The following is a 24980-nucleotide window of genomic DNA, read 5'->3' as shown; positions in this document are numbered from 1 at the left end:
AGAGGCCAAATGGATTCGAACCATTAATCAGAAGTAGAAGCTTCCTGCCTTGACCGTTTGGCTATGGCCCCGTGAATTCAATATAAAACAAAAATCAGAATATGTCAATAATTTAGAAATGATATTTTTGCTAAATTTTCTATTTCTTTGAAATTTTATTTATATAATGGATTTTTAACGAAAAAATGTAAACAATAGGTGTAATTATAGTCTGAATAAATGTTAAATATAATTTTAATTTTTATGTATAATAAATTTTTTGTTTTAAGTATAAAGCAAGATATATTTTAGAAGATTTATAATTAACTAAATAGAATGACATTTAATTTGAGAAGTTTTCAAATATTTGGTATCATTCATAATTGGATAGTAAATATTGTAAAGTGTAGAAAAATGAATATTTAACTGAGGTGATGTATTGTGCATCTTAAAAAAGATGACAAATTAGTAGTATGGGCTCCCTCTTCGCCTGCTCCATTTTTATTTCCTAATAGGTTTGAAAGGGCAATAGAAGCTTTAAAAACTAGAGGGTATAACATTCAAGTAGGAGAATCATGTAAGAAAAATATAACCTATGACTTAAATTTCGCTAAAAATTTAGTGGAAGAATTTCATCAATATTTATTAGATGATGAAATAAAGGGAATAGTTTTTGCTGTCGGTGGATGGACAACTATTGCCTTATTACCGTATATTAATTGGAATTTATTAAAAGAAAACCCTAAACCCATTATTGGTTATAGTGATGCCACAGCATTATTATTAGCAGCTTATAAAGAAACTGGACAAAAAACATTCCATGGACCAATGGTAATATCTGAATGGGGAGAATTTAATGGTCCATGGGAGTATTCAATAACAAATTTCGAGAATATTTTATTTACTAGAAATACTTCCTTTAATCTGTTACCTCCACAGGAATGGACTCAAGAGGTTCTATGGTGGGATAAAGAGGATGGTCGCAGAAGGTTAAGTAATGGAAAAGGGGAGTGGAGGGTTTTTAATCATGGAAAATGTGAAGGTATTTTAATTGGGGGGAATTTGAATATTATAAGTTTAATGTTAGGAACCAAGTATATGCCTTCTTTTAAAGATAAGATACTTTTCTTAGAAACAGAGGGGTATAGTCCTGATAAATTTTTAGCATATCTTATGCAATTACAATTACATAATGTTTTTAACGAAATAAAGGGATTAATTATTGGACGGCATTCTAACCCTATACCTTCAAGTTCTGGGGCCGAATCTTTTGATGAGATCTTAAATTATTTCTTTGGTAAAGTTGATATTCCTATTATGTTAGATGTAGATTTAGGTCATACTGAGCCTATGGTGACACTTCCAATTGGTGGAAGTGCAGTAATAGATACAGAAAGTAAGTTATTGAAAGTTTTTAATTAATAGTGGAGGGAACCATATGAATACTAAAACTTTGGAAAGCTTATTATTAGATGATGTAAAACCTAACCATTTGGTAGATACAGAATACCTACAATATCATATTAAAGAGGGGAAAGAGTATGAGCCTATTCCACTTGCTTTAGGGGAAACGTGGGAACGGGTACCAGAGAAATTACTTAAAAATTTAGGAGATACTGAACCATATGAAAGTGGTTATCAGATATCAATGTATGGTTTACCTAGCTTTAGGAAATCTTTAAAAAAATATATATTTAATACTGAAAAAGTAAGTAACGAGTTTGGTAAGAAAATAGAAGTAGGTGTTACTTGGAATGGAACTAGAAGCTCTATGGTTGATTTTGGAAGGTATATGCTAGATAAAACAAGTAAAAGTGATCTAAAACCAGTCTTTATAACGACGGATCCAGCCTGGGACTATGAAGGGGTTTTTAAACCATTAGGCTTTACAGCTAAAAAGATATTACTCAATCCAGCTAATAATTTTACTCCTTCATTAGAAGATTTCCAGCAAATATTAGAGGAAATAGAACAGAGTAACACTAAATTTACATCTTTTATAGTAATTAATACGCAGCACAATCCTACAGGAAATAATTGGTCTAAGGAGCTAGTTGAAGGAATCATAAAACTGTCAGTACACTATCGATGTGGTTTATTAATTGATAATGCTTACTATGGAAGCACCTCAGATAAGGATGTATTCAAAACTTCTGCACTTTCTATATTAGAGGATAACTGGGAATTAATTAAAGAAAACGGAATTGAAGATTTAATTTTTGGTGTAAGATCTTTAGGAAAACAATTTCATTGTAATGGATGGGGAATTGGAGCTATATGGGCAACACCAAATGTTTTGGATAAAATTGTTAATGAATATAGGGTTATTCATACGTATAATTACAATGGTATATTTCAAAAGGCCATGGAAAAATGGATTGATTCAGAAGATTCGAATGTTTTCCTTGAGAATCTGTACTTAGAAAAAGAAAGAAAAGATAGTTTCCTGAAAAAAGCTTTTCTGGAAGATCTTAAATACCCATTAGATTCGATACATGTAGGTGAATATTGTCCATACATGATTTTTGAAGTACCTGCTAAATATCAAAAAGAAAAAAATAGTATAAGTAAATATATAGAGGACTTATTTTATCAAACTGGTATTTTAGTAACAGATTGTTGGGCGGTGCCACGGAATGAACAAAAAGAAGGGCATTTAAAATATGTAAGGATGTATACAGGCGTACGAGAGAATCTCTTACATGATGCCTTAAGTAGAATGATTTCCAAAGGATTTATTTATTAAGTATAGGTGAATAATTGGAATCCCTTTAGTAATTATATAAATAATGTAGAAATAATTTAGAATAAACGTTATTAGTTTTCTACTGATAATAACTTATTTTATGTATAAATAGAAATAAAATTATAGTTAGTACTTTATTCAATATAAAAAGTAATAAAAATGATGTTGAGATGGGAGTTTGAATGATGATTACGAATAAAAAAGTCTCATTTGAAAATGGTGATCAAGGTTTAAAAGTACATTACAATCTTAAGACTTGTACGAATTGTGTGTTACCAGAAACATTTCCTGATATTACATTTGATGAAGAGGGGGTCTGTAATTACTGTCACGATTTTAATGGTATACCTAATTGGAATGAGGTTAATTTAGGAGAGTTTATTGAAAAGAAAAAGACAAGCAATTTGAAATATGATTGTCTAGTTCTATATAGTGGCGGTAAAGACAGTTCCTTTGCTCTTAAATTATTGAAAGAAAAATATAAACTGAATATTTTAGCAATGACGTTGGATAATGGTTATTTGTCTAATGTTACTAGTCAAAATATGAAAACAGTACTAGATAATTTAAATATCGATCATCATATTATTAAATATCCTAAAAGTATAATGAATGAGATTTATAGAGGAAGTATTCAAGGAGAGTTTGATAAAACAACTTATATGTATTCTACTACAGCGTGTGGATCATGTATTGGATTAGTTTTTGAAACAGGGGTTGATCTAGCAAAAAAATTAGAAATCCCTCTAATGGCTGGAGGATGGACACCTGGGCAAATGACTGATTCCGCTGTACTTAAAAGTGATTTTATCCAAATGCTTATTGATAAATATGAACAGAAAATGGCTTTAATTTCTCCAAATGCTTGGAACCATCTTGGTAAGAGCAGAAGTAGAGTAGAAGTAACTCAAAATCTAGTTAATCCTTTATATGTTTCAAATTATAAAGAAGAAGAAATTGTAGAGGAATTAAAAAAGATAGGCTGGAAACAACCTAAAGATACAGATTCGTGTTCCTCAAATTGTCGTTTGAATAGTTTTTTATTATTTGATCATATAGAAAAGTTTCAGTTTCATCCGTATGTATATGAATTAGCATATCACGTACGTGCTGGATATATGTCTAAAAGTGAAGCGATGGAAAAAATGACTAATTTAAATGTAACAATGGATTATATAAATGGTATTAGTAAAGAATTAGAGGTTTAGAAAGACGAATATTCCCTCACCTGAGCATAGCTTCGAGGTGGGGGTTTCTTATATAGTGATCTTGCAAGAGTTAATCGCTTTCTCTACGGTACAACCCTTCTATATGTGAATCTATGTGGAATTTATTTATGCTAAATGGTACTTTCTTTGAGGTTCTGTTGCAAAGTTGTCTAAGCAAAATTAAAATGTAAGAAAAATGATTTGGGGAGCATGATGCATGGGATATTTTAAAGGAAAACAGTTCAAGAAAGATATTATTTTGGTAGCCGTCGGCTATTATTGCCGTTTTTCTTTAAGTTATCGTGATGTATCTGAAATCCTGAAAGAACGTGGAGTTTCCATGTACCCAACAACAATCATGCGTTGGGTACATGAATATAGCAATTTGATTTATCAAATTTGGAAGAAGAAAAATAAATCAGCACATTTCATATGGCATTTAGATGAAACCTACATCAAAGTCAAAGGAGAGTGGTGTTATCTTTATCGTGCGATTGATCAAGAAGGATACACATTGGATATCCAACGTCGTAAAACAAGGGATCATCAAGCCGCCTATATGTTTATGAAAAGGTTAGTGAAAGCTTTTGGAGAACCAACGGTTCTCACAACAGACAAGGGTCCTGCCCTACTTTGTGCGTTCAAAATACTGAAAAATAAAGGTTTTTATGTGCATACGAAACATTGCACCGTTAAGCATCTCAATAATCTCATCGAACAGGATCATAGACATATCAAGCGACGTTTTTCAAAATCCGCAGGATTTCAAAATCTTCGCCACGCTTCACGTACCTTGAAAGGAATCGAAACTATTCATGCTATATATAAACGAAACCGCAATTTGCAGCCAAACTGCGGTTTTTCAACGTACAAAGAAGCACATAAATTATTAGTCACTGCCTAAATGGTTCCCCTCATTTATTAATACCTGTTTCTGCTTTTTGAAACTTTGCAACAGAACCTTTATATGTTTGTTTCTGTATCTGATGAATTACAACTATTTGCTCAAGAAATTCAAAACTTCATATCCCAAAATATCTTACGAGATCTTGCTAAAGATGCTGGTTTTGTCCAGCGAACTAGTAAGTACCAAGCAAAAGATTTAGTCGCTTTATGTGTATGGATGAGCCAAAATGTCGCTACTACTTCTTTAACTCAGCTATCTAGCTGTTTAGAAGCATCAGCAGAAGTGCGAGGGGGTACGGAAACGATTCAGGGAATGAGGGGTCACTCTGGGGGTAAATTACAATTTCAAATTTTAAACAAAAAAAGAAAGTAAACTTTTGAATATTAGTTTACTTTCTTTTCCTTAATTAAACTATATTTCACTTTACCTATTCCCTACAAAATAACTAACAAAAGTATACATTCAAAACATAACAAACAAAGAGATTAGAGCATCATGGACAAAAAAGAATCAGCTAGATCCACACTAGTTTTTTACATAAGTATGATTATCGATAGTAAACAAATGAATGGATACTGTACTCATCCTATAACATTCCCTAATGTATGAATAACAAAATAACATTTTCTGTAAGTGCTGCAATTTGTTTTTTCAGAGCCAATTATTTTACAAGATACTTCTGTAATTCCTCTATTAAAAGCTCTGCACCCTCTGGACTTAACGTAATTTTTCCGTCTGCTAAAGAAATATTTTTATCAGATACTTCTCCTGTTATTGCACATACACCGTTAGGTTGATACTTTTGTAAAACCATTTTTTTCCCCTCTACAAAAATCTCTAATGGAGATTTTTCTTTAATATCTAAAGTATCTCTAAGTTCCTTGGGGATTGTCACACGCCCTAATTCATCTACTTTTCGAGGTATTTTTATTGATTTCATATAATCTCTCCCCATGTAAAGTCTATAGCTTCATCTTTCATACTCTACGCAATTTTTATTGTAACAATCTATCCTTATACGTAAAAAACATAATGCTCCAAAAACTGGCGACCATCACAAAGATATTTTTAAACTTTTTCTTAAAGGAAATATACCATTCTTCCATTTACTGTAATTTCCATGTAATTGGTATTTTTCTTAGGGGTAGGAGCTACCCTTATAGCTTGGTAAATATAGAGAACTAACAATTGAAACTATACTGATTTTACATTATATTGAAAGGTGAAAAATATTCTTATAAGAATAAATTGTTAACTTATAAGGGGAAAAATGGAATTTTACGATCTTGGTATTATTATTAAAGAACTCAGAATAAAAAAAATATATCACAAATTGAATTATGTAAGGGAATATGTTCACAAAGTCAAATTAGTAAGATAGAAAAAGGAATTATTTATCCATCTAGCATATTATTATATCAACTAGCTGAAAAACTTGGTATTGATCCAAATTATATATTTGCACTAACGCAAAATAAAAAATTAAAATATGTAGAAAATGTAAAGTATGTAATAAGAGATTGCATAAAGCAAAAACAATATAAAGAACTTTATGAAATAATAAAAAGAGAAAAAAACGAAAATAATTTCCAACAAAAAGAAGATAAACAATTTCTACTATGGCATGAAGCAATTGCTATATTTAATGTAAATGGATCAACAAAAAATGCTTTAAATATTTTAAATAAATCATTAAAATTAACTTTAACCAATGTTGATTTTTTATCGGAAATAGAAATAGATATCATGCATACTATGGCTGTAATACATGCAGAAAATAAAGAATATGAAAAAAGCATTAATATATTAAAAAAATGTTTAAATAATTTTAATAAGATAGATTTCCCTAGAAACAAAGAAATTAAATTAAGAATTATTTATACTTTAACAAAATGTTTACAGCTCATGTGTAAACATGAAGAAGCAATAAAATATAGTGATATGGGCATTAGATTAGCTATTAATATAAATAGTTTATACCTATTAGGTGAACTATACTTTGAAAAAGGTTTAAATTTAATAAAACTTCAGCAACCTAAAAAAGATGGTTTTAATTTCATGAAAAAAGCATTATTTATATTTGAACTAACAGAAAAAAAACAATATATAAAAATCATTAAAGAAAAATATTTTAAAAACCAAAAATAAGAAACCACTGATGTTATGAAGTGACCCCATATCCATCAACTTAAGGATTTTATAACGCCTCAAAACCAAAAAAATTGTCCATTTTCAACTGGAGATGTCAATTTTTTTGGTTTTGAGGTATTTAATTTCGTTAGGTTTATGGCGATACTACTGAACCCCTATTGAAACATATTGGAAATTTGTCACACACGGAAAAAGAACGGGTGTTTCAATGGGTAAAACGCTATGTTGAGCCTTCTTCATCTGTTGGTGGTCGTTTAATCAACGAAATGCGAGAAACTCGTTTCAAAGAAGGTTTTGAATGTCCTCATTGTACGTCTGAGCACGTTGTTGGGTTCGGAAAATATAATGGTCGCCAACGCTATCGTTGTAAATGTTGTAACAAGACATTTACTGACACGACCAATACTGTTCTTTATCGTACTCGAAAAGGAGACGAATGGATTACATTTGTTGATTGTATGTTCAAAGGCTATTCCTTACGAAAATCAGCCGAAATCGTAGAGGTTATTACTTGGGTTACACTTTTTTATTGGAGACACAAACTGTTAAATGCTCTCAAACAAATGGATTTTAAGCAATTTGAAGGTATCGTTGAAGTAGACGAGACCTATTTCTTATACTCTGAAAAAGGTAAACGTGGCATTTCTGACCGTAAACCTCGTAACCGTGGTGGGAAGTTTAAGCACAGAGGGATTAGTCACGAACATGTCTGTGTGCTTGTTGCAAGAGACCGCACGAAAGCAACTGTCTCCAAGGTTGCTTGTATGGGGCGTGTTGTGAAAACAAAGGTAGAGAGTATGATTGGCTCTAAGCTAACACCTGATAATGTCCTTGTTACAGATGCTTGGAGAGCTTACAAAACCTATGCAAAAGAGAACATTATCGAATTAAATCAAATGATGGGAAGCACGTTATCAAAGGCTTGTATCATATCCAAAATGTTAATGGTCTCCATTCTCGATTGAAGCAATGGGTTGACCGTTTTAACAGAGCCAAATGAAAAAGAACCACTGGGAGAACAGTGGTTCTTTTAGGCAAAAAACATACCCCAATTTTATGAAAATTAGGAGAGTATCCGTATATAAAACATTATAACTTAATATTAGAAAAAATGGAATGTATTTCCGTTATTTTTTCTATTTATTTGAAAATTTTACACTATATGTTTATTAATAAAGGTAGCTATCTGGTTTTAATTGTTCGCCTCTAATAAGCCCCATATAATCAAGTTGTTCATCAGAAAGGGAATCAATTTCTATGTTCATGTTTTTTAAATGCATTTGAGCATTTAATTCATCATAAGTTCTAGGTAAAGCATATATATCGGCTTTTTCAAATTGACTTTGATGTAATATCATTAAACCAAAAACTTGATTTGTTAAGGAGGTACTCATTACAAAATCTGGATGTCCAGTTGCGCATGCAAGATTGACATCTTTTCCTCTACCAAGAATAATTACTGATTTTCCATTAGGAAGAATGTATGAATCAACATATGGGCGTATACTTGTTTTTGGAAAATTATCTACAGAAGCAATATTTACTTCAACATCTCGATGACCCATATTACATAAAATTGCTCCATTTTTCATTTGCATCATATCATCTAATGTGATGATTTCTATATTACCAGTCGCTGTAACAAAAATATCTCCTAATTCACGAACATCGCTTAATTTCTTTACTTCAAAGCCATCAATAGCCGCTTGTGAAGCTGCGATAGGATCTACTTCAGTTACATACACACGAGCTCCGTAGCTACGTAATAAATTAGCACATCCCTTTCCTACATATCCATAACCACACACAACAGCTACTTTACCACCAATCATAATATCAGTTGCTCTCTTTAAACCATCAATTAAGGACTCTCTACAACCATAAAAATTATCAAATTTTTGTTTTGTAGGTGCATCGTTTACATTAATAACCGGTATTTTTAGGTCCCCATTACGTGCCCATTTACGGTAAAGGTTAACACCACTTGTCGTTTCTTCAGAGACCCCTTTAATCATATGTAAATATTCTCCATATTTATCGTGAGCTAATTGTACCAAATCACCACCATCATCTAAGAATAAGTTTGGCCACCATTCTCCATTAGAGAAAAACGTCTGTTCTATACACCAAATATACTCTTCTGTGGTTTGGCCTTTCCATGCAAAGACTGGGATCCCACGATCTGCTAACGCAGCTGCCGCTTCATCTTGCGTAGAATGAGTGTTACTTGAACACCATCTTACCTCAGCACCTAGTGCAAGTAAGGTTTCAATAAAAACAGCTGTTTGAACGGTCATATTTAAACAGCCCGCAATTTTAGCCCCTGCCAGTGGTTTTTTGTCGCCAAAGTAATTTCGAAGCTCCATTAAACCAGGCATATCAAGTTGTGCGAAATCAATTGATTTTCTACCAGTATTCGCTAAATCCATGCTACTTACTTTATATTCTCGAGTTAAAACAGCTTGTGAATTCACCATATTATTACACTTCCTCATATTCAAATTTGATTTTTGATTTAATTTCATTAATTGTATTCTCTATATCTACAAGATTTTCATCTGATATATATATACGTGCTAAAGACTGGAAAGCATCAATAGATGAATAGCTTACTAAATTACCAGGACTTTGAATCTCAGATCCTATTATATTTTTAGGTAATTGTTTGATGCCGGATACGCCGCGAATTAAAATTGTTTTTTTTATTGGCGATGGAAGTAGAAGCATCGCTGTTGGTTTAATATCGTTAAATATTTGATCATCCTGAAGAGGATTGATTGGTATCTGACAATCTAGATCATAGCTAATTTTAACAAGGTCAATTTTAAAAACCTTCTCTATTAAATTCGTTATTCCAGACCCTGGATATCTACCTGCGATTTCTAAGAAAACATAATTATCCATATCTGATGTAAAAACTTCTAAATGAAATACTAGAGATTTAATGCCTAGAGCTGAAAGACACTTTTCAACATAGTGTTTCGCCTTGGTATATATCTCTTTTTCATTAAGTAAAATTGTTGCAATACTTTCTCTATTTTGGACATAATCATAACAATTCCCAATTTTTTGTGAAACAGATAGAAATTGAATCTCTCCATTATATGCAACCCCATCAAAATTCATAACGGGAAGGTCAATATATTGTTCGAGAAGAACCTTCTTTGATTCCTTAAATAGCCTTTCTACATGCTTAATTGCTATGTCTAGATTTTCTGTAACTAATATATCGTTACTACCAGCTTGATCAATAGGTTTAGTTACATCCTGAAAGTCTTAGGAGAATTGGAACAATGAACAATAATGCAGAGTATGTTGGTCCAGCATTTGCTTATGAAAATGAGACGGTAATATCACGTTTCACTTTAGACGCTACAGCCGATTGGCAATACGGATTTAAAAGGATTCCTTATTTAAAAGAAGCTCATGATTATTTAGTAGATTTGGCTCAAGAGGGTAGCCCTTATTTTTTAAAGCTAAAGCTGTATTCTAATCAGGGTATAATTTTTTCTAATGATACACTTGCTCATGGAAGAGAAGCGTTTGAAGAATGTAATGATCAGCCTAGGAAAATGGTACGGGGCCTATTTTTAAAAGTACCTTCTTTATAATTTTTTAGACCATTGAGGGTGCTCTTTTCAATGGTCATCTTTTTTGGAGAAGAACAATTTATCAATTCCCAAAAAATTATTCATTAAAGAGTTTAGAGGGGGAAATTAAACTATAACAGGAGAATGAGGCATATCTCGTTAGAAAAGCTCTTTGTTTTGACTCGCTTAATATAGAGTGTGGATACCAGCCATTTCCTTATAAGGAAGTGTCAATTTCACTTGTGTTAATCATTTATTAAGTCGATACTTTGTCCCCTCCACCTCAAATCTATGCCTAGGTGGAGGAGTATTCATTAATTCTACTTTGTTTTTTCCTTCTACATTGCTGTTTTGTTATAAGTATTAATTTTTTGTAAAAATTGTCCACTAAAATTAATAGCAGCTTGAATAATCCACCCAGTTGTAAATGAAAGTATGATAGTACCTATATAAATAGGACCATCAAGTAGGAAACTAGTAATTAAAAATATAAAAGCCAATGAAATTTCTGTTTTTCTGAAAGACCAATGCAAATTTGTAGATACCGTTAAAACAAAAGCCTCTTGTGGAGCAGCACAAATTTGCGAAGAAACATAGATTCCTATTCCTATACCCACACATAAATTACCTAAAATTATTGTCATATATTTTGGCAACGATATAATGATTCCCATTATCCAATCTATGGAACCTATAAAATCTACAAAAACAGAAATTAAGATCATTGTCAGTACTGTCCCAATCGTTATTTGTTTTTTATTTACAATTAATACAATTAGAGTAAAGAATAAATTAATAATAAAAATCCAAAACCCTATACTAATACCAAATTTTTGATATAAAGCAATAAATAAAGAGTCATAAGGGCTTAATCCAAATGAAGTGATAGTTTTCATCATATTTATTCCTAAAGAAAGAAGTAAAAGCCCAACAATAAAAAATAAATATTCAATTTTTTTTTGCATAAAAAATCTTCCTTTCATAGTGATTTATATAAAAACCATACATTCTGGTAAGCTTATCATGTCAATAATATTTTTTAATTTCTGAATATAAAAATTAATCATTAACTTAATATTTTGTTTCATTTCATAAGATATTTTAAGCGATATAACGATATTAAAATGCTGCGTCGTAGTTAAATATTCGATCTTTACATTTTTATAGGATAATGAAATGTTATCTTATATATTGCAAATAGCTCTGCTGTGTCAAGTAATCACAAGTTTAATAAATGACTTAAAACATCTTGATATGATTGGAAATTAAGTAAAAAATCACAATCATATCAAGATGGTATTTTTATAGTTAATTATAGTGTTAATGCGAATTAGAAATATAACAAAAAATTATATTAACATACAAAAAATGGATGCTTTAATATGTTCTAAATACTTAGATAATGAAATTGTTTTTATGCAAATTATGTTAATAATAATCGTTCCTTAAAAAAAAGAATTTTTCCTTTTTTATACAAATAATTTATACAAGACTTGAAAAATTCAAAATTATATATATAATTAGAATCGTATCTTTTGGTAATTTGTGTATGAAAAGTTTTTTAATTGGTAAATTTATAATAATTTGCTTTATTTTTAAAGTTTTATGTATGTGAAAACGAACCATTAACATCTGAACATGAGTATACATGGAAAGATTGATTGAATTTTATATGTATTCGTTCTACACAAAACATTTTATTTTAATATCAAAATGAAGCGTCTTATGAAAAACAATTTTGAAGGGAAGATTAAAACTAATATGACTAAAACTATTGTAAAAGACCTTACGATTTCTCAGATTGAAACAATGGATTTTTCAAGTTTAGTAGGATTAGTAAGAGAACCGAATATGTGTTCTGGAGGGTATGAAACAATTCGAACGATTATTAAAGAAAGTAATTTGAAACCAAATGCTCGTATTTTAGAAGTTGGTTCAAATACTGGTTTTTCATGCATAGAGTTTGCTTCAACTTTACCTAATGCCGAAGTTGTTGGAATAGATATTAATCCAATATCGGTTGAATTTTCTAAAAATAAAGCTTTGAAAAATAATTTGGAAAATGTGGAGTTTTATTGTTCAGATGGAACAGCTTTAATGTTTGAAGATAACAGCTTTGATTTAGTTTTTTGTAGTAATGTTACTTCATTTATTCAAGATAGAGAACAAGCTATCAAAGAATATATCAGAGTCCTTAAGCCTGGTGGAATTTTAGCTGCAGCACCTATTTATTATAGAGAAATACCTCCATATCCAGTAAAAAGCGCAGTCGAAGAGGCTATTGCAGCGAAAATTGATGTTTGGGATCGCCAGTATTGGGAACAAAGCTTTGAAAAGCATGAACTGCAGCTTTATTTCTCTGATGATTTCAAATACATAAAATCATCAGATTCAGAGATTGAAAATTATACAAATATGGTTATGAGTCAATCACATTTAGCGGAATATGATGAAAGTTTAAAATTAGCTATGCGTAAAAGATTAAAATATTTTTATGAGCTATTTGATGAGAATCTTACATATGCAGGATTTTCTGTACTTCTTTATAGATATAAGTCAGCTAATCAAGAACCAATGTTACACAAAACATGTAGAGTTTGAAAAAGAGGTGAACGTAAATGAATATGAAATTAGAAAATATATTAGTTAAGCCACCGAAGTCTTGGGAGAATCCCGAGGAACATTATAAGGTTGCACTTAAAAGTGAATGGTATAGTAAAATCGTAATATTACAAGATGAAATTATACAATCTACTTTTAATTTCTTTAGAAAAAAAGGCATTCGTTCAGTTTCACTTCCTGTAACAACTGGTTCTGTTACTAGTCCAATGGGGCTTGGCAGTGATTCATTACCAGTCAAAGTAACATTAGAAGGAACTCCGACTTACCTGGCAGATTCAATGCAATTTCATCTTGAATATCTTCTTAGATATATTCAAGAAGGTGTTCATTATATTATGCCAACATTTCGAGGAGAACTAGCTGATGCGAGACATTTATGTCAGTTTTATCATAGTGAAGCTGAAATTCCAGGTAATTTAGAAAATGTAATTAATTTAGTTAATGAATATGTACATCACTTATGTAAAGATTTGCTTAATAATGCTTCTCAAACTATTCTTTCAATTACTGGGACTCTTGATCATATCCAGAAAATGATAGATAAAAATGAAAATTATCCAAGGATTACTATGGAAGAAGCGTGTGAATTGTTAGAAAACAATCCATTGTTTGTTGAAACACACGATGAAGGGTTTAGAACTATTACAAATCTTGGAGAAAAAGAATTAATAAAAAAATTTGATGGTATTGTATGGCTAACTCACCATGATTATAGCTCAGTTCCTTTTTATCAAGCTAGCGATAATACTGGAAAATACGCGTTAAATGGGGATCTATTGTTTGGAATCGGTGAAGTAGTTGGATCTGGGGAAAGACATACTACCGCAGATGAAACAAAGGAATCATTAAAACTACATGGTGTTGATGAAAAAGAATATGAATGGTATCTCTATATGAAAGAGAATTTCCCAACGAAAACAAGTGGATTTGGAATGGGTGTAGAACGATTTATATTATGGCTAATCCAGCATGATGATATTCGAGATATCCAAGTTATTCCTAGATTTAATGGTATTACAATTAACCCTTAATATATAATATTCTTAAGAATCCTTTGACTAAAGTCAAAGGATTCTTGTTCAATAGCATTCTATATAATTAATTTAATTTTATAGTGTCTTCTGTACACCAATTTATTGGTTAAGGGTATCCTTTGGTTAAGTTGGAACCATAGAATATTAGTTATGGTGCGGAAAAATGCTCCTAAATATGGTGTTTTTAGCTCTCGAAGTCATTTTATTTCTTAAATAGATAGATGTGAGGGAGCCACTTGTCGTCTAGATAGCGACCACTTAAAATGTAAATTTAGAAATAACATTATGTTGAAAAGGAGAATATTATGCAAGAGATTATTATTAATAATTTTTCAGAAAGCTACAAAAAACCAGAAAATTCTTCTGTAATTTCTATACAGGATATAAATAATTTTAATTATGAGAATCTTAAAATTGCGGATGAGTTTTATCTAATAAATTTTTCTGACCCTCATTATGTATCTAGCCTTAATGAAGAACTCAAGTTTCAAAAAGGTTTAGATACTCTTGCTAAGCATGAGAAAAAAGAGGGGAAAAAAATCTCCACTGAAAATGCTACACCCGTTATACTCTTAGTGACTCCTTACCAACACCTTATTGAAAGAGCAAAAGAACTAGGATTCTATGTAATTGCATTTTGGGATAAGCGCCCATTATTAATGGATTCATTGTTAAAAGATAGTAAAGCTGATGAATACTATGTATTTGATATCTCTGATACCTCTAGACTCGAAATAATGGTTAACTATGTAACTCAGCAAAAAGAAGTGAATTATATATATCATATTGGTAAAGAATCCGATATGCTTGATACTTATATTATTGCAGAGAAACATAATAAGTCTTTGAATAGTGTTAATTCCATAAGTGTTATCAATGATAAGTATTTAATGCGAAAATTTCTAAGTGATTCCAATCTATCTACTATTAATTATACATATGCAGAGACTAGAAGTGAACTAGTTACCAATATTCATAAAGTTGGATATCCATGTATAATTAAACCATCTAATCTTACTGGTAGTCGAGGTGTATTTCTTTGTGAAAATGAGGAGAATATTAAAGAATGGGAAACGTTAATAGAAGAGTATAATTATAATGGACCATTTTTAATAGAAGAATACTTAGAAGGAAAAGAAGTAAGTGTCGAGACTTTATCATTTAATGGGAAACACTATATTTTTGGAATTACAGATAAAATCAAATCGGAACCTCCACTTTTTGTAGAATATGGGCACGTTCATCCTTCTCAATTATCAGAAGAAGTACAGCAAAGCATTAAAGATTTAGTCAATAGCTTTTTAACTAAAGCAGGATATACCTTTGGACCAGCTCATACAGAAATAATTGTTACTGAAAATGGTCCGAAAATTGTTGAATCTCATGCACGCTTTGGAGGAGATGGAATTCCTAGACTTGTTGAGTTAGCAACTGGTCAAGATATGTATAAAGAATTGTTTATGATGTTAAAATCAAATACTCCACCAATTCCTAATCGACCAAGTAAAGTTGCAATGGTTCATTCCTTACAATGGCCAGCTGGTGTATTAAAAGAACTTTCAGGTATTGATGATGTAAAAAAATTACCTTTTTTGGATGATATTGGTACACCCAATGAAGGTGATTTTATAAAAGAAATTAAAGACTCTGGGACTAGACATGGCTTTTTTATGGTATCTGGTAATGATTTTAATGATGTGGAAAATCATGTTAATACTATTAATTCCTTAATTAAATTTAAGATTGTATAGACCCTGTTAGCTTGTATTAATTACATGAAATTTTTAAACCTAATGAGAGAAGAAGCTGAAATGTTTTTCTCTTGTTAGGTTTTTATTTTTTGGTACAAAATGTCTACTAATTGAAGAATATATTGAAGTTAAGTATCTTTTTCTCACTATTTTTTTATACGTTTATAAATTTTATCTATAAGGGGTAGCACGCACATTTTAACGTTTTTATACTCTAAGGGATTCTCAAAACTCAATAACACAATTTGAATTAAGATTTTGATTTAAAGATGAGTTTTGAGACAATGTTTAAGTTATTTTTAGAACTTTTTACATTGAAGTACCTTTGTCTCAAATACCTATGTTTTTGAGATTAGATGATTCCCTTAGAGTAGTAAAATCAACGTTTTTTCATGTTTAATTTTGCTTAGCGTATATCTTCGTTAAAATGTTGGTAGTACGCCTATAATGACTCCTTCGAGTTGTTTCTAAATAACGACAGTTTCTATAGCGATTGAATATCCTCTGATTACTGTATCTATAATATTATTGATCTTTAGCGAATCCTTATTTTGAAGATCTTCTTCAGCTGGAATGCTCGGGTTCGATATCTTTTTATTAGAAAGTTCTTTTAAACGAGAATTGAGCATATATTTAACTTATTGGGGGTCACTATATAGATAAAATGGATGGTCATCAGTTTAAGGTGTATTTAAAAGCTCTCTTTCAAGAGTTAGATTATCGTTCAGTTGTCACAAGAAAGACAGGGGACATGGTACTGATTTAATATTAAAAGGGAGAAATACCATCGTAATTCAAGAGAAAAGATATGGTGTGAAAAATCGAGTCAGGACTAGTGCCGTACAAGAGATTTATAAAGTGAAAATATATTATTGTTCGTAAGAGGCATGGGGTGTGACGAACAGCATATATACAAAACAAGGCTAAAGAGTTAGCAAAAGCATGCAATGTAAAACTAATAGATCGTTTAGAGCTCTCAAAACTGATTAACAAATTAAGTCCAGAGTATTCAGCTGAAGATGTGTATTATGGTGTAAATCCTGTAGCGAGGAAATGTCCGATGTGCAAACATCAATTAGTTGTTAGAAATTCAAGTAAAATCGAAAAAATATTTTTGGATGTTCTCAATATCCTATATATACACATAATGAGTCAATAAATAATTGAGCTGTGATGAAAATATCGCTCATTTGTTATTTTCAGGAATTTATTATCAAAAAAGATGCCGCTCATAAAAAAAACGACCTCTCAGATTGTGTTGTATGGTGTTTTTAATAATCGGACAATGCAGTAAGACCTTAAGCGGGGAAAGTCGAACTTAGGGGCATTAACGACTCTAAATCTAATGTGTGAATTTTTAAGGGGATAAGAAGGGTTAGCTTTTTTAAAGCTTAATTATAGAATTTCACGTACCATAATTATTAACAAAAAATAAATCTGTATTACTAGGGGATTCTTTTTCAATGACTATATTGAGAAATATGTCTATAAAACAGTATTTAAATTTAAGTATGATACGTTTATAGAGCGGGGTTCGGATAACTGGGCAAATTCTCTCAATGGATAAATTTACGATTCTTATAATGGTTTATGGTAAACAGCAACTCGTTTACAAACAAGCCGTTTCAACCATTACTACATAATACATATGAGAATGATTTGACCATTTCTTAAAACTTTCTCAATATTATATATATATAAGGTATAAGGGGTCACCATATCAAAAAAAGAAAATTGTACGTTTAGACACATTTTAGCCGGTTCCCTGTACGTTAAGGAATTAGTTTGTATTATTTTTCATTTGATTTATCCTTAAAAAGAACGTTGTATGTTTCATCTTTTTCACTCAATGTAGCGAAAACAGGAAAAACCCACAGGAATAATGGATCTACGTTGAGTAATCTCGTTCCTGAAAATTGTCTTAATGTATCAGCTGACAGATATTGAGTTTGAAGACAATACGGGCAGTCTTTCCCTTCTCTTTTAAAGAACAATGACCATACCTGCAAAGCATTCCATCTTCTTTTGCAATTTGTGCAACGCGTCATAAAAACTTCCCCCTTCTATATTTATCGTTTAAAACTTATAGTTAGAGTGTTTCTTCTACAAACAAAAGTCTACTGTTCCTATATGCTGTACAGCGGTTTATATACTTATACCGCTTCCTTAATTGCAAAACATAACTAAAAGGTAAAAGAAAAGACACCTTAAGGTGCCTTTCTCCGACTTGATAACCACTTTAATTTTAATAATATGTATTGGACTCCCATCCAAATATAATTTTACCATATTTATCTATATTTTTATTGAGAAAATACCATTCAAATCAGTATTTGGTTTATTCGGGAGCTCCTGTTCCTTTTTCCCCGTCAAAAGCAGCGACAAATTCATCATAAGTCATATATTGTTTCAAAGAATTATATGATTTAAGTTTGTCATAATAATTTTTATTGGATTTGAACTCCTTTAATTCTCGTACCCCTTTTACAGTTATTCAAGAGAAATGATTTTATATATTAAGAGAAACCACTAATTTCTTAACAGCAAGAAAATATCTTTTTCACACTCTCAAATTATATTTCTAATTGATATATAGGTGAAATAATAAAAAAGCTGGCAAAATGCCAGCTTTTTTATTATTTCGAAGTAAGAGCAACTAAAACATCTACTGGATAATTAACTGCTTCTTTTGCTTGTAATTTATAATAAGGTTGTTTACCAAGCAATTTTAAAGCTTGATTTGTAGGATCATTATTTTCCCAATTAGACATCCAATTTTGTAATCCTGCACCTGGAGCAACTGAATAGTTAGCTACTTGTTGATATAATGCAGTTCTATACTGATCATATGCATACTCAGGTTTTGGATTGAAATCAAATGTTTTCGTAACTGTCTCTTCTGAATTTAATGTAATACCATAACCGAAACTTGCAGTTAATGATTGATTTACTTTTGCAATACCTTCAAGACCTACTTCCATCCCAATTGTATAAGATAATCCCACAGTTACATTATGAGACATTCCGCTTGTAACGGATTTACTCCAATGATAACCTGAATTTTTATCTATTACATTTGAATCAATTAATTTCCAGCTCATTTTTTTCTTTAATTTAGTATCAGCTAAAGCTGGATTAGTTTTAGGAATTGCAATTGAGTACAATACATCCCCTTTATTTCCTGTTTTACTATATGATTCTCCATCTTGAAGCCAAGTACCATCAGCTTTTAAAATTTTGTAATCTCTATATATATTTTTTAAACCGCTAAGACTTACTCCATTATCATTAGCCACTACATCTACATAAACATAATCAATTAAAGCACCATCTTCTGTAGATACATGCCACTCCTTAGGGAATTCTTCATAAGGACCTGTAGGAATATAAGGAAGCTGTGTGCCGTTTGCTGCAACTTGCTCTGCTGTCATAGGTGCTTTTGGTCCTTGTGAATCCACTACAATCGGTAGATTTCCTACATTCGTAGTATTTGTAGCTGCAGAAGAAAATCCTGGTGCTACAAATAAAGCTGAACTTAACACAAATGCTGCTGGGATTATTTTTTTCATACGTTTCATGTTATTTCCCCTCTTCTTTTCATTATTTCTACAAGATTACAAAAGATGAAATTATACTGTACAAGGCTTATACTATTAGTTCTGATTAAAACAAAATCACTTTTGCTATGTAGAAACTTAGAATGCTATTTTTACAGATATGATACTTTTGTGACTCTAGATGATCTCCACACCACGCCTTTAAAGACTTAATATTTAGATATTTTTTAGCATGATGTTACTGACAATTCCCCTCAACTTTTATTAGCTTGATTCCCTCCCTTTTTAGTGGTCATACCAATTACACCTTTATTAAAACACTAAATTTTCATTGCGTAAATAGTAGAATTTTGTCGACTACATTTAATAATTTGACTATTTAGTTTTAATGCAAGCAGAAGTATTATACTTCTAAAATTACTGTTTAATTTCACTTGAGTAATTATAATAGTTACAACTTGATATATCTGCTGAAAAAATAACTATTGTAATCTACCGAAAGAGATTTAATTAAATTTAAATGTTATTAATATAATTTAATCACACTCTGCATACCGATCCCCTTTATTTGGATATGAAAAATTGCATATTTAAATAAGATTCGCTCTTATAAATAACTATCTGTAGAGAAAGAAAATCTTCATTTAGGGAGTACATTAAAACCTTAGCTTGATGACAATGGGGTGGCCCATATTGGAAGTGTTTCGTAATTTTGTAGTTATTCATAGGTATTTAATTCAGTTTTTTCGTTTTGTGGAAGAATGCATTTTTTAACTTGATAGCGATGTATGGTGACCCCATTTAGGAAAAGTCGCAGAGAGTTCCATACGTTTAAAAAAATCCATAGAAGTTGCAAAGCCAAAAATGGAAGAACTGGCTCGAAAAACCCAAGAAACTGTACCTGTAATAGCTGGCCATCTTCAAACGCTTCAAGAAAAAGCACCTGGATTTTACACAGATGTAAACACAGGATTAGATTTTGCGAATGCATTTATGGACTCAGCTAATAAAATTGCAAGTCATAAGGTCGACATTCCAGCAGCAGCAAGAAATATTGGAAACATTGATTTAAGTAATAGTTTACGAGATTTTGGTGTTTCACCAGAAAAGATTAATGAATATATTGCTGAACAAAACACAACAAATAACTTCATGAACACTACATTGGATATTATGCCTATTCTTAATGTACCTAAAGAAGCGATTCAAATGTACGAAGGAAAAGAGTTGGGTACAGAGCGGAAGTATGGTCCTTCTGATTATGCAATGGGTGTCTTAAGTGTTGCGACTGGTGGAACAGTTAAAACAGTTGGTAAAGTAGTCGGAACAGTTGCTGATCTCGAGAAGAAAGCGAAAAATCTTGAAAAGGCTGCTAAGAGTACGAAGTTTACGAGATATCCTACAGGTTTCGATGATGTTGCTAAATACATTAAAGAGCATAAAAAGTTGCCAGGTAATTATATTACCAAAGACCAAGCTAAAGCTTTAGGATGGGAGCGTAAGCAAGGCAACCTTCATAAAGTAGCACCGGGAAAAAGTATGGGTGGCGATATTTTTGAAAATAAGGAAGGGTTATTACCAAATGCCCCTGGTAGAACTTGGTATGAAGCTGATGTTAATTATTTGTCAGGATATCGAGGCAATGATAGAATTCTATATTCCAATGATGGGTTAGTTTATAAAACTTCAGACCATTACAAAACATTGACTGAAATAAAATAGGAGCAAATTATTATGGAGATAATACAATTAGATGGACGCAAATTTACCAGTAAAGAGGTGCTACATAAAATATTAAAAGAGAAATTAGATTTACCTAATTATTATGGAGAGAATGCTGATGCCCTATGGGATTGCCTAACTGGGTGGATTGATACTCCTGTAACCATAGAATGGGAATTCTTTGAAGAAAGTAAAAAAATGTTAGGTTCATATGCAGATTTAATTTTAGAAACCTTCCAAGATGCACAAGAAAAAATGACGGAAGAATATTTTATTGTTGTAAAATAATAGATATAATAAAAAGCCTATATCCTAATTTGGATATGGGCTGTTCTATTTTTTAGTAATACCCTAACTTCTTTATTCTTTTGATACAGCTAATAGATGTAATTAAATCCCAGAGTGGCCCCTCATACCCTGAATCGTTTCCGTACCCCTAATTCATCAGAAATCAATAAATTCATACCAAAAACGCCACCCTTTCTGTATATTTCTACAAAAAGAATAGCGTTTTTTCGTTTTATGGATACATTTTTTTAGCTACTTTCAGTTTCACATTCATTATTTTCGTCTTCCATACCGTTATCCCGAGTATCGGCATAAGCGACATAACTGTATCCTATTTTGCTCATTCTTAGCTCCGTGTTATGTTTAGTCTGCTCCTCTCTCTTTGACGAACAACCATAATCCAATTGCAAAGAAAAACAAAATATAGGCGATATCTATCGCTAACGACATAGGTAAGCCAACTAATTCCGATTTATATTGTGATGTGCTCCAATAGACACTTAAATCATCATGATGAATGAATAGAATGTGCGTCCATGATGTAGATAAGAGACTACTTCCAAACATTATCTGAAGAAAGTATAGCACTAAACTACCGCCTACTGCGATAGCAGCTGATCTCGTCCACACGCCAATCAAGGATGCTAGACTTGCATATAGGCAACATTGCAATACGAGTGCTCCGATAGAGTATATAACATCCGTCATGTCGCCCCATTGCATGTTTTGTGGAGCCATCAGAAGATTCAATAACAAAGAAACAATGAATATACTAACAACACCCGTAACGATGAGCAAGATCATCGCAGCAATTTTGGCAACATACAACCGTGAGCGCGAGGACGTATGCAGGAATAGTTGTTTCAGAGTACCATAATGATACTCATCCGTCCAAATAAGAGGTGACAAAACAATCGCCCAAGGTAGAATAACAAGCATTCCCGATAGGCCAAGCAAAGCATCTACCATTTGAGCCACCGTAACATCAGCCTTGAGATTACTGATGTACGACCAAGACAACAGTGCCGTCATCACAATAAAACCAATGTGTGAAAGAATAAAGATTCTTTTATTCACTATCTTCAAACATTCATTCCATAACAACTTAACTCACCTCACCGCGCACAGTTGTCCATTCTAAAAACTTATCCTCTAAACTCGTATGTGCCGGCAACACCCGATGAACCTCCACCCCGGCATCACACAATGCTCGAATCAGATTTGGAACTTGACCTTCATCAATAGCTACTGTCATAGTATGCAAACCGTTAGATAATTTCTCTGTCTGCATATAATCCAATGCATGATGATCATCCCCAAACAAGTTAACCACAACTTCGCTTGTAAGCTCAATATTATCAATGTGAAGAGTAATACAGAATTTTCCATAACATAACCCATCATCAATCCGCTGCTCTGTCACTAAGCAGCCATTCTGCATAATAACCACTCGGCGTGCCATCTGCTCAATCTCAGACAGTTGATGACTGGAGATCACAATTGCTACGCCCAAATCTGCCGCAATTCTATTTAAATAGTTCCGTGTTTCACGGACACCAGCAGGATCAAGTGCATTCATCGGCTCATCTAACACAAGCAACTTTGGTTTTCGTAGTAGTGCTTGTGCAATTCCCAAGCGTTGTTTCATTCCCATGGAGTACGTGCCTACTCGCTGCTTAAGCGCATGTTCTATCCCGGTCAGACTGGCTACCTCCAGCAACCAATCCTTACTCGCATTTTTGTGCAAACGCTGATATTGACGTAAATTTTCGTACCCACTCAAATAAGGATAGAATGCAGGTGCTTCAATCACTGCCCCTACATTGAAGAGTGCTTTAGAAAACTGACTCTTAATACTGTAACCTGCAATCCGCACGTCCCCGGCACTTATTGTGCTTAGACCAACTATCATCTTCATTGTGGTTGTCTTGCCCGCTCCGTTCGCACCAAGTAGTCCAATAATCTCTCCCTCTACCACATCGAACGATATGTCTTGCACAATCAACTTGCCCTTGATTTCTTTCGTTAGGTGTTGCACCGATAGTACCGTTTTCAATTGTCCCACTCCTTACATTATAAGTGTAGCCTCATTTCATGAATTCATTAAGAACAGCCTGTAAATAAAAATCAGCTATGAACTCATTTCTCTATAGTAATATTGATAATAACTTGAAGTATGTAACAACTGACTGTGATTTCCTACATCGCAAACCTTCCCATTCTCCAAAACAATGATCATGTCGCTATTCATCACCGTAGATAACCGATGGTATATCACTATTCGTGTACAATTAATACTAGATAAATATTCATCTACCCGCGCTTCACTTATATGATCCAAAGCGCTCGTTGCTTCATCCAATACCAGTACAGTTGGATTATTGAGTAGTGCACGGGCCGCAGCAGTACGTTGCTTTTGCCCTCGAGAAATCTCAGCAGGATATTTCGAAAGAATAGAAGTAATTCCTAACATATCCGTTACACCTTGTACTTTAGTCTTAATATCACGAGAGGATTTACCTTGAAGAGAAAGTGGCAATGCAATGTTTTCATAAATCGATAAATTTTCAAGTAAGTTAAAATCTTGAAAGATAAATCCTAATTTTTGAGAACGAAAGTCAGAAAGGTCATTGGTTCTCATCTTTGTGATATCTGTCCCGGCAATGGTAATGATACCTTCAGTTGCTTTATCTAAAGTAGAAATTACATTTAATAATGTTGTCTTCCCTGAGCCTGAGGGACCCATGATTCAACAAATTCTCCTTCTTCAATGGAAAAAGATACGTCTTTTAAAGCATGGGATTGATTTTCTCCCTTTTTTCCGTATACCTTTTTCACTTTATTTACATGTAATACTGTCTTACTCATAATAGTTTCCTCCATTATCCAATGTAATCTCAAGTTGATTCATATATTGTTAGTTTAGCTATTATGTTTTAAAGAAGATATTTATTATTCTTACATTTGCCTTACAATGTTGTAAGGTGTAATGAGTATTATGTTTTCAATCAAAGTATAGGCAACAAACACTATCCAACTGATGTATAGAAATAAAAAAACTATCTATTTCCTTAAAGAGAAAAAAATCGATAGTTGTGTCGAAAATGTGTCTAAACGTACAATTTTCCCTAAATGATATGGTGACCCCATGCCCATCAAGCTAGGATTGGGTATTCCATGAACTTCCGTTCTTGTTGCCTACATGCTTGATGTTTTGTTTATTTGTTTTTAAAAATACGCATTCCAAATAAACCTTGATAAGGTGTATTTTTAAAGGTTATGCAGTTTTCTGCTTTAGATTGGATACAGCGCACTGATAAACAACGCCTAAAATATCAAAGACTGTCTTTTTCTCATATCGATGGGATTTCCGTCCGTTTTTCTGTAAGAGGTCAAACAGACGAAGGAAAATTTTTGATACTTCT

17 protein-coding genes, 1 tRNA gene and 8 pseudogenes are annotated in these 24980 nt (G+C 32.1%); 15 read left to right on the top strand and 11 right to left on the bottom strand.

Annotated features, from left to right (window positions below):
• A tRNA-OTHER gene (locus C568_RS0128195) sits at nucleotides 1-71 on the bottom strand.
• Between the two features lie 349 nt (nucleotides 72-420).
• On the opposite strand from C568_RS0128195, the gene C568_RS0128190 reads away from it, so the two are divergent.
• From C568_RS0128190 to C568_RS31460, 5 genes and pseudogenes are all read left to right on the top strand, one after another.
• Nucleotides 421-1401, top strand: coding sequence for a S66 peptidase family protein (locus tag C568_RS0128190; RefSeq protein WP_018783482.1), 981 nt, complete (start codon nucleotides 421-423; stop codon nucleotides 1399-1401).
• A 16-nt stretch (nucleotides 1402-1417) separates the two neighbouring features.
• A complete protein-coding gene (locus C568_RS0128185; protein ID WP_018783481.1) occupies nucleotides 1418-2725 on the top strand; it encodes a pyridoxal phosphate-dependent aminotransferase in 1308 nt (435 codons plus the stop codon).
• 185 nt (nucleotides 2726-2910) lie between these two features.
• Entirely contained in the window at nucleotides 2911-3933 is a 1023-nt protein-coding gene (locus C568_RS0128180; protein ID WP_018783480.1) for a 7-cyano-7-deazaguanine synthase, read from the top strand.
• A gap of 217 nt (nucleotides 3934-4150) precedes the next feature.
• Complete coding sequence (locus tag C568_RS0128175; protein ID WP_018783479.1) at nucleotides 4151-4837, top strand: IS6 family transposase; 687 nt, start codon at nucleotides 4151-4153, stop codon at nucleotides 4835-4837.
• Nucleotides 4838-4900: 63 nt separating this feature from the next.
• Nucleotides 4901-5125, top strand: a pseudogene (locus C568_RS31460) (IS4 family transposase); the annotation flags it as partial.
• Between the two features lie 376 nt (nucleotides 5126-5501).
• Here the strand turns inward: C568_RS31460 and C568_RS0128165 are convergent.
• A complete protein-coding gene (locus C568_RS0128165; protein ID WP_018783477.1) occupies nucleotides 5502-5780 on the bottom strand; it encodes an AbrB/MazE/SpoVT family DNA-binding domain-containing protein in 279 nt (92 codons plus the stop codon).
• 330 nt (nucleotides 5781-6110) lie between these two features.
• On the opposite strand from C568_RS0128165, the pseudogene C568_RS32250 reads away from it, so the two are divergent.
• A pseudogene (locus C568_RS32250) lies at nucleotides 6111-6988 on the top strand (helix-turn-helix domain-containing protein).
• Between the two features lie 161 nt (nucleotides 6989-7149).
• A pseudogene (locus tag C568_RS33880) lies at nucleotides 7150-7976 on the top strand (IS1595 family transposase); the annotation flags it as partial.
• A gap of 184 nt (nucleotides 7977-8160) precedes the next feature.
• Here the strand turns inward: C568_RS33880 and ahcY are convergent.
• A complete protein-coding gene (ahcY, locus tag C568_RS0128150) occupies nucleotides 8161-9468 on the bottom strand; it encodes an adenosylhomocysteinase (protein WP_018783474.1) in 1308 nt (435 codons plus the stop codon).
• Nucleotides 9469-9472: 4 nt separating this feature from the next.
• The gene (locus tag C568_RS0128145; protein WP_018783473.1) at nucleotides 9473-10117 is read right to left on the bottom strand and encodes a hypothetical protein; all 645 of its coding nucleotides are present in this window, start codon (nucleotides 10115-10117) and stop codon (nucleotides 9473-9475) included.
• A gap of 167 nt (nucleotides 10118-10284) precedes the next feature.
• Here C568_RS0128145 and C568_RS32240 point away from each other — a divergent pair, with 167 nt between their 5' ends.
• Complete coding sequence (locus C568_RS32240; protein ID WP_018783472.1) at nucleotides 10285-10602, top strand: TauD/TfdA family dioxygenase; 318 nt, start codon at nucleotides 10285-10287, stop codon at nucleotides 10600-10602.
• Between the two features lie 317 nt (nucleotides 10603-10919).
• On the opposite strand, the gene C568_RS0128135 is transcribed toward C568_RS32240, so the two are convergent.
• Entirely contained in the window at nucleotides 10920-11546 is a 627-nt protein-coding gene (locus C568_RS0128135) for a YczE/YyaS/YitT family protein (protein ID WP_018783471.1), read from the bottom strand.
• Between the two features lie 760 nt (nucleotides 11547-12306).
• Here C568_RS0128135 and C568_RS0128130 point away from each other — a divergent pair.
• The 5 genes and pseudogenes from C568_RS0128130 to C568_RS33870 all read left to right on the top strand — a co-directional run.
• The gene (locus C568_RS0128130) at nucleotides 12307-13182 is read left to right on the top strand and encodes a class I SAM-dependent methyltransferase (RefSeq protein ID WP_018783470.1); all 876 of its coding nucleotides are present in this window, start codon (nucleotides 12307-12309) and stop codon (nucleotides 13180-13182) included.
• A gap of 17 nt (nucleotides 13183-13199) precedes the next feature.
• Nucleotides 13200-14234 carry an asparagine synthetase A gene (locus C568_RS0128125; protein WP_018783469.1) on the top strand — a complete coding sequence of 345 codons (1035 nt, stop codon included), beginning with the start codon at nucleotides 13200-13202 and terminating at the stop codon, nucleotides 14232-14234.
• A gap of 308 nt (nucleotides 14235-14542) precedes the next feature.
• Nucleotides 14543-15988 carry an ATP-grasp domain-containing protein gene (locus C568_RS0128120; RefSeq protein WP_018783468.1) on the top strand — a complete coding sequence of 482 codons (1446 nt, stop codon included), beginning with the start codon at nucleotides 14543-14545 and terminating at the stop codon, nucleotides 15986-15988.
• A 643-nt stretch (nucleotides 15989-16631) separates the two neighbouring features.
• Nucleotides 16632-17155 (top strand): annotated as a pseudogene (locus tag C568_RS35895) (restriction endonuclease); the annotation flags it as partial.
• Between the two features lie 359 nt (nucleotides 17156-17514).
• Nucleotides 17515-17631: pseudogene (locus C568_RS33870) on the top strand (RNA chaperone Hfq); the annotation flags it as partial.
• Between the two features lie 147 nt (nucleotides 17632-17778).
• On the opposite strand, the gene C568_RS0128115 reads toward C568_RS33870, so the two are convergent.
• Both C568_RS0128115 and C568_RS0128110 read right to left on the bottom strand, forming a co-directional pair.
• Nucleotides 17779-18036 (bottom strand): hypothetical protein, encoded by a 258-nt coding sequence (locus C568_RS0128115; protein WP_018783467.1) that lies wholly within the window; start codon nucleotides 18034-18036, stop codon nucleotides 17779-17781.
• 588 nt (nucleotides 18037-18624) lie between these two features.
• A complete protein-coding gene (locus C568_RS0128110) occupies nucleotides 18625-19566 on the bottom strand; it encodes a hypothetical protein (protein WP_018783466.1) in 942 nt (313 codons plus the stop codon).
• Between the two features lie 780 nt (nucleotides 19567-20346).
• On the opposite strand from C568_RS0128110, the pseudogene C568_RS35890 reads away from it, so the two are divergent.
• Nucleotides 20347-21267: pseudogene (locus tag C568_RS35890) on the top strand (ribonuclease domain-containing protein); the annotation flags it as partial.
• A 12-nt stretch (nucleotides 21268-21279) separates the two neighbouring features.
• Entirely contained in the window at nucleotides 21280-21555 is a 276-nt protein-coding gene (locus C568_RS0128100) for a barstar family protein (RefSeq protein ID WP_018783464.1), read from the top strand.
• A 363-nt stretch (nucleotides 21556-21918) separates the two neighbouring features.
• On the opposite strand, the gene C568_RS0128095 is transcribed toward C568_RS0128100, so the two are convergent.
• The 4 genes and pseudogenes from C568_RS0128095 to C568_RS34465 form a co-directional block, all read right to left on the bottom strand.
• On the bottom strand, nucleotides 21919-22659 hold the full coding sequence (locus tag C568_RS0128095; protein ID WP_018783463.1) for an ABC transporter permease: 741 nt from the start codon (nucleotides 22657-22659) through the stop codon (nucleotides 21919-21921).
• Nucleotide 22660: 1 nt separating this feature from the next.
• Nucleotides 22661-23611 (bottom strand): ABC transporter ATP-binding protein, encoded by a 951-nt coding sequence (locus C568_RS0128090; protein WP_018783462.1) that lies wholly within the window; start codon nucleotides 23609-23611, stop codon nucleotides 22661-22663.
• A 275-nt stretch (nucleotides 23612-23886) separates the two neighbouring features.
• Nucleotides 23887-24423 (bottom strand): annotated as a pseudogene (locus C568_RS32235) (ABC transporter ATP-binding protein); the annotation flags it as partial.
• Between the two features lie 409 nt (nucleotides 24424-24832).
• A pseudogene (locus C568_RS34465) lies at nucleotides 24833-24980 on the bottom strand (IS4 family transposase); the annotation flags it as partial.

This window comes from Bacillus sp. 95MFCvi2.1 (assembly GCF_000374965.1).
Lineage (GTDB): Bacteria > Bacillota > Bacilli > Bacillales > Bacillaceae_G > Bacillus_A > Bacillus_A pseudomycoides.
This window is presented reverse-complemented; position numbering and strand designations above follow the sequence as displayed.

What these genes read in the sequence shown, in the direction of transcription:
- C568_RS0128120 (WP_018783468.1), top strand. Translation starts at nt 14,543, where the DNA reads ATGCAAGAGATTATTATTAATAATTTTTCAGAAAGCTACAAAAAACCA.
- ahcY (WP_018783474.1), bottom strand. Translation starts at nt 9,468, where the DNA reads ATGGTGAATTCACAAGCTGTTTTAACTCGAGAATATAAAGTAAGTAGC.
- C568_RS0128145 (WP_018783473.1), bottom strand. Translation starts at nt 10,117, where the DNA reads ATGAATTTTGATGGGGTTGCATATAATGGAGAGATTCAATTTCTATCT.
- C568_RS0128165 (WP_018783477.1), bottom strand. Translation starts at nt 5,780, where the DNA reads ATGAAATCAATAAAAATACCTCGAAAAGTAGATGAATTAGGGCGTGTG.
- C568_RS0128110 (WP_018783466.1), bottom strand. Translation starts at nt 19,566, where the DNA reads ATGAAACGTATGAAAAAAATAATCCCAGCAGCATTTGTGTTAAGTTCA.
- C568_RS0128185 (WP_018783481.1), top strand. Translation starts at nt 1,418, where the DNA reads ATGAATACTAAAACTTTGGAAAGCTTATTATTAGATGATGTAAAACCT.
- C568_RS0128100 (WP_018783464.1), top strand. Translation starts at nt 21,280, where the DNA reads ATGGAGATAATACAATTAGATGGACGCAAATTTACCAGTAAAGAGGTG.
- C568_RS0128130 (WP_018783470.1), top strand. Translation starts at nt 12,307, where the DNA reads ATGAAAAACAATTTTGAAGGGAAGATTAAAACTAATATGACTAAAACT.
- C568_RS0128125 (WP_018783469.1), top strand. Translation starts at nt 13,200, where the DNA reads ATGAATATGAAATTAGAAAATATATTAGTTAAGCCACCGAAGTCTTGG.
- C568_RS0128135 (WP_018783471.1), bottom strand. Translation starts at nt 11,546, where the DNA reads ATGCAAAAAAAAATTGAATATTTATTTTTTATTGTTGGGCTTTTACTT.
- C568_RS0128115 (WP_018783467.1), bottom strand. Translation starts at nt 18,036, where the DNA reads ATGACGCGTTGCACAAATTGCAAAAGAAGATGGAATGCTTTGCAGGTA.
- C568_RS0128180 (WP_018783480.1), top strand. Translation starts at nt 2,911, where the DNA reads ATGATTACGAATAAAAAAGTCTCATTTGAAAATGGTGATCAAGGTTTA.
- C568_RS0128175 (WP_018783479.1), top strand. Translation starts at nt 4,151, where the DNA reads ATGGGATATTTTAAAGGAAAACAGTTCAAGAAAGATATTATTTTGGTA.
- C568_RS32240 (WP_018783472.1), top strand. Translation starts at nt 10,285, where the DNA reads ATGAACAATAATGCAGAGTATGTTGGTCCAGCATTTGCTTATGAAAAT.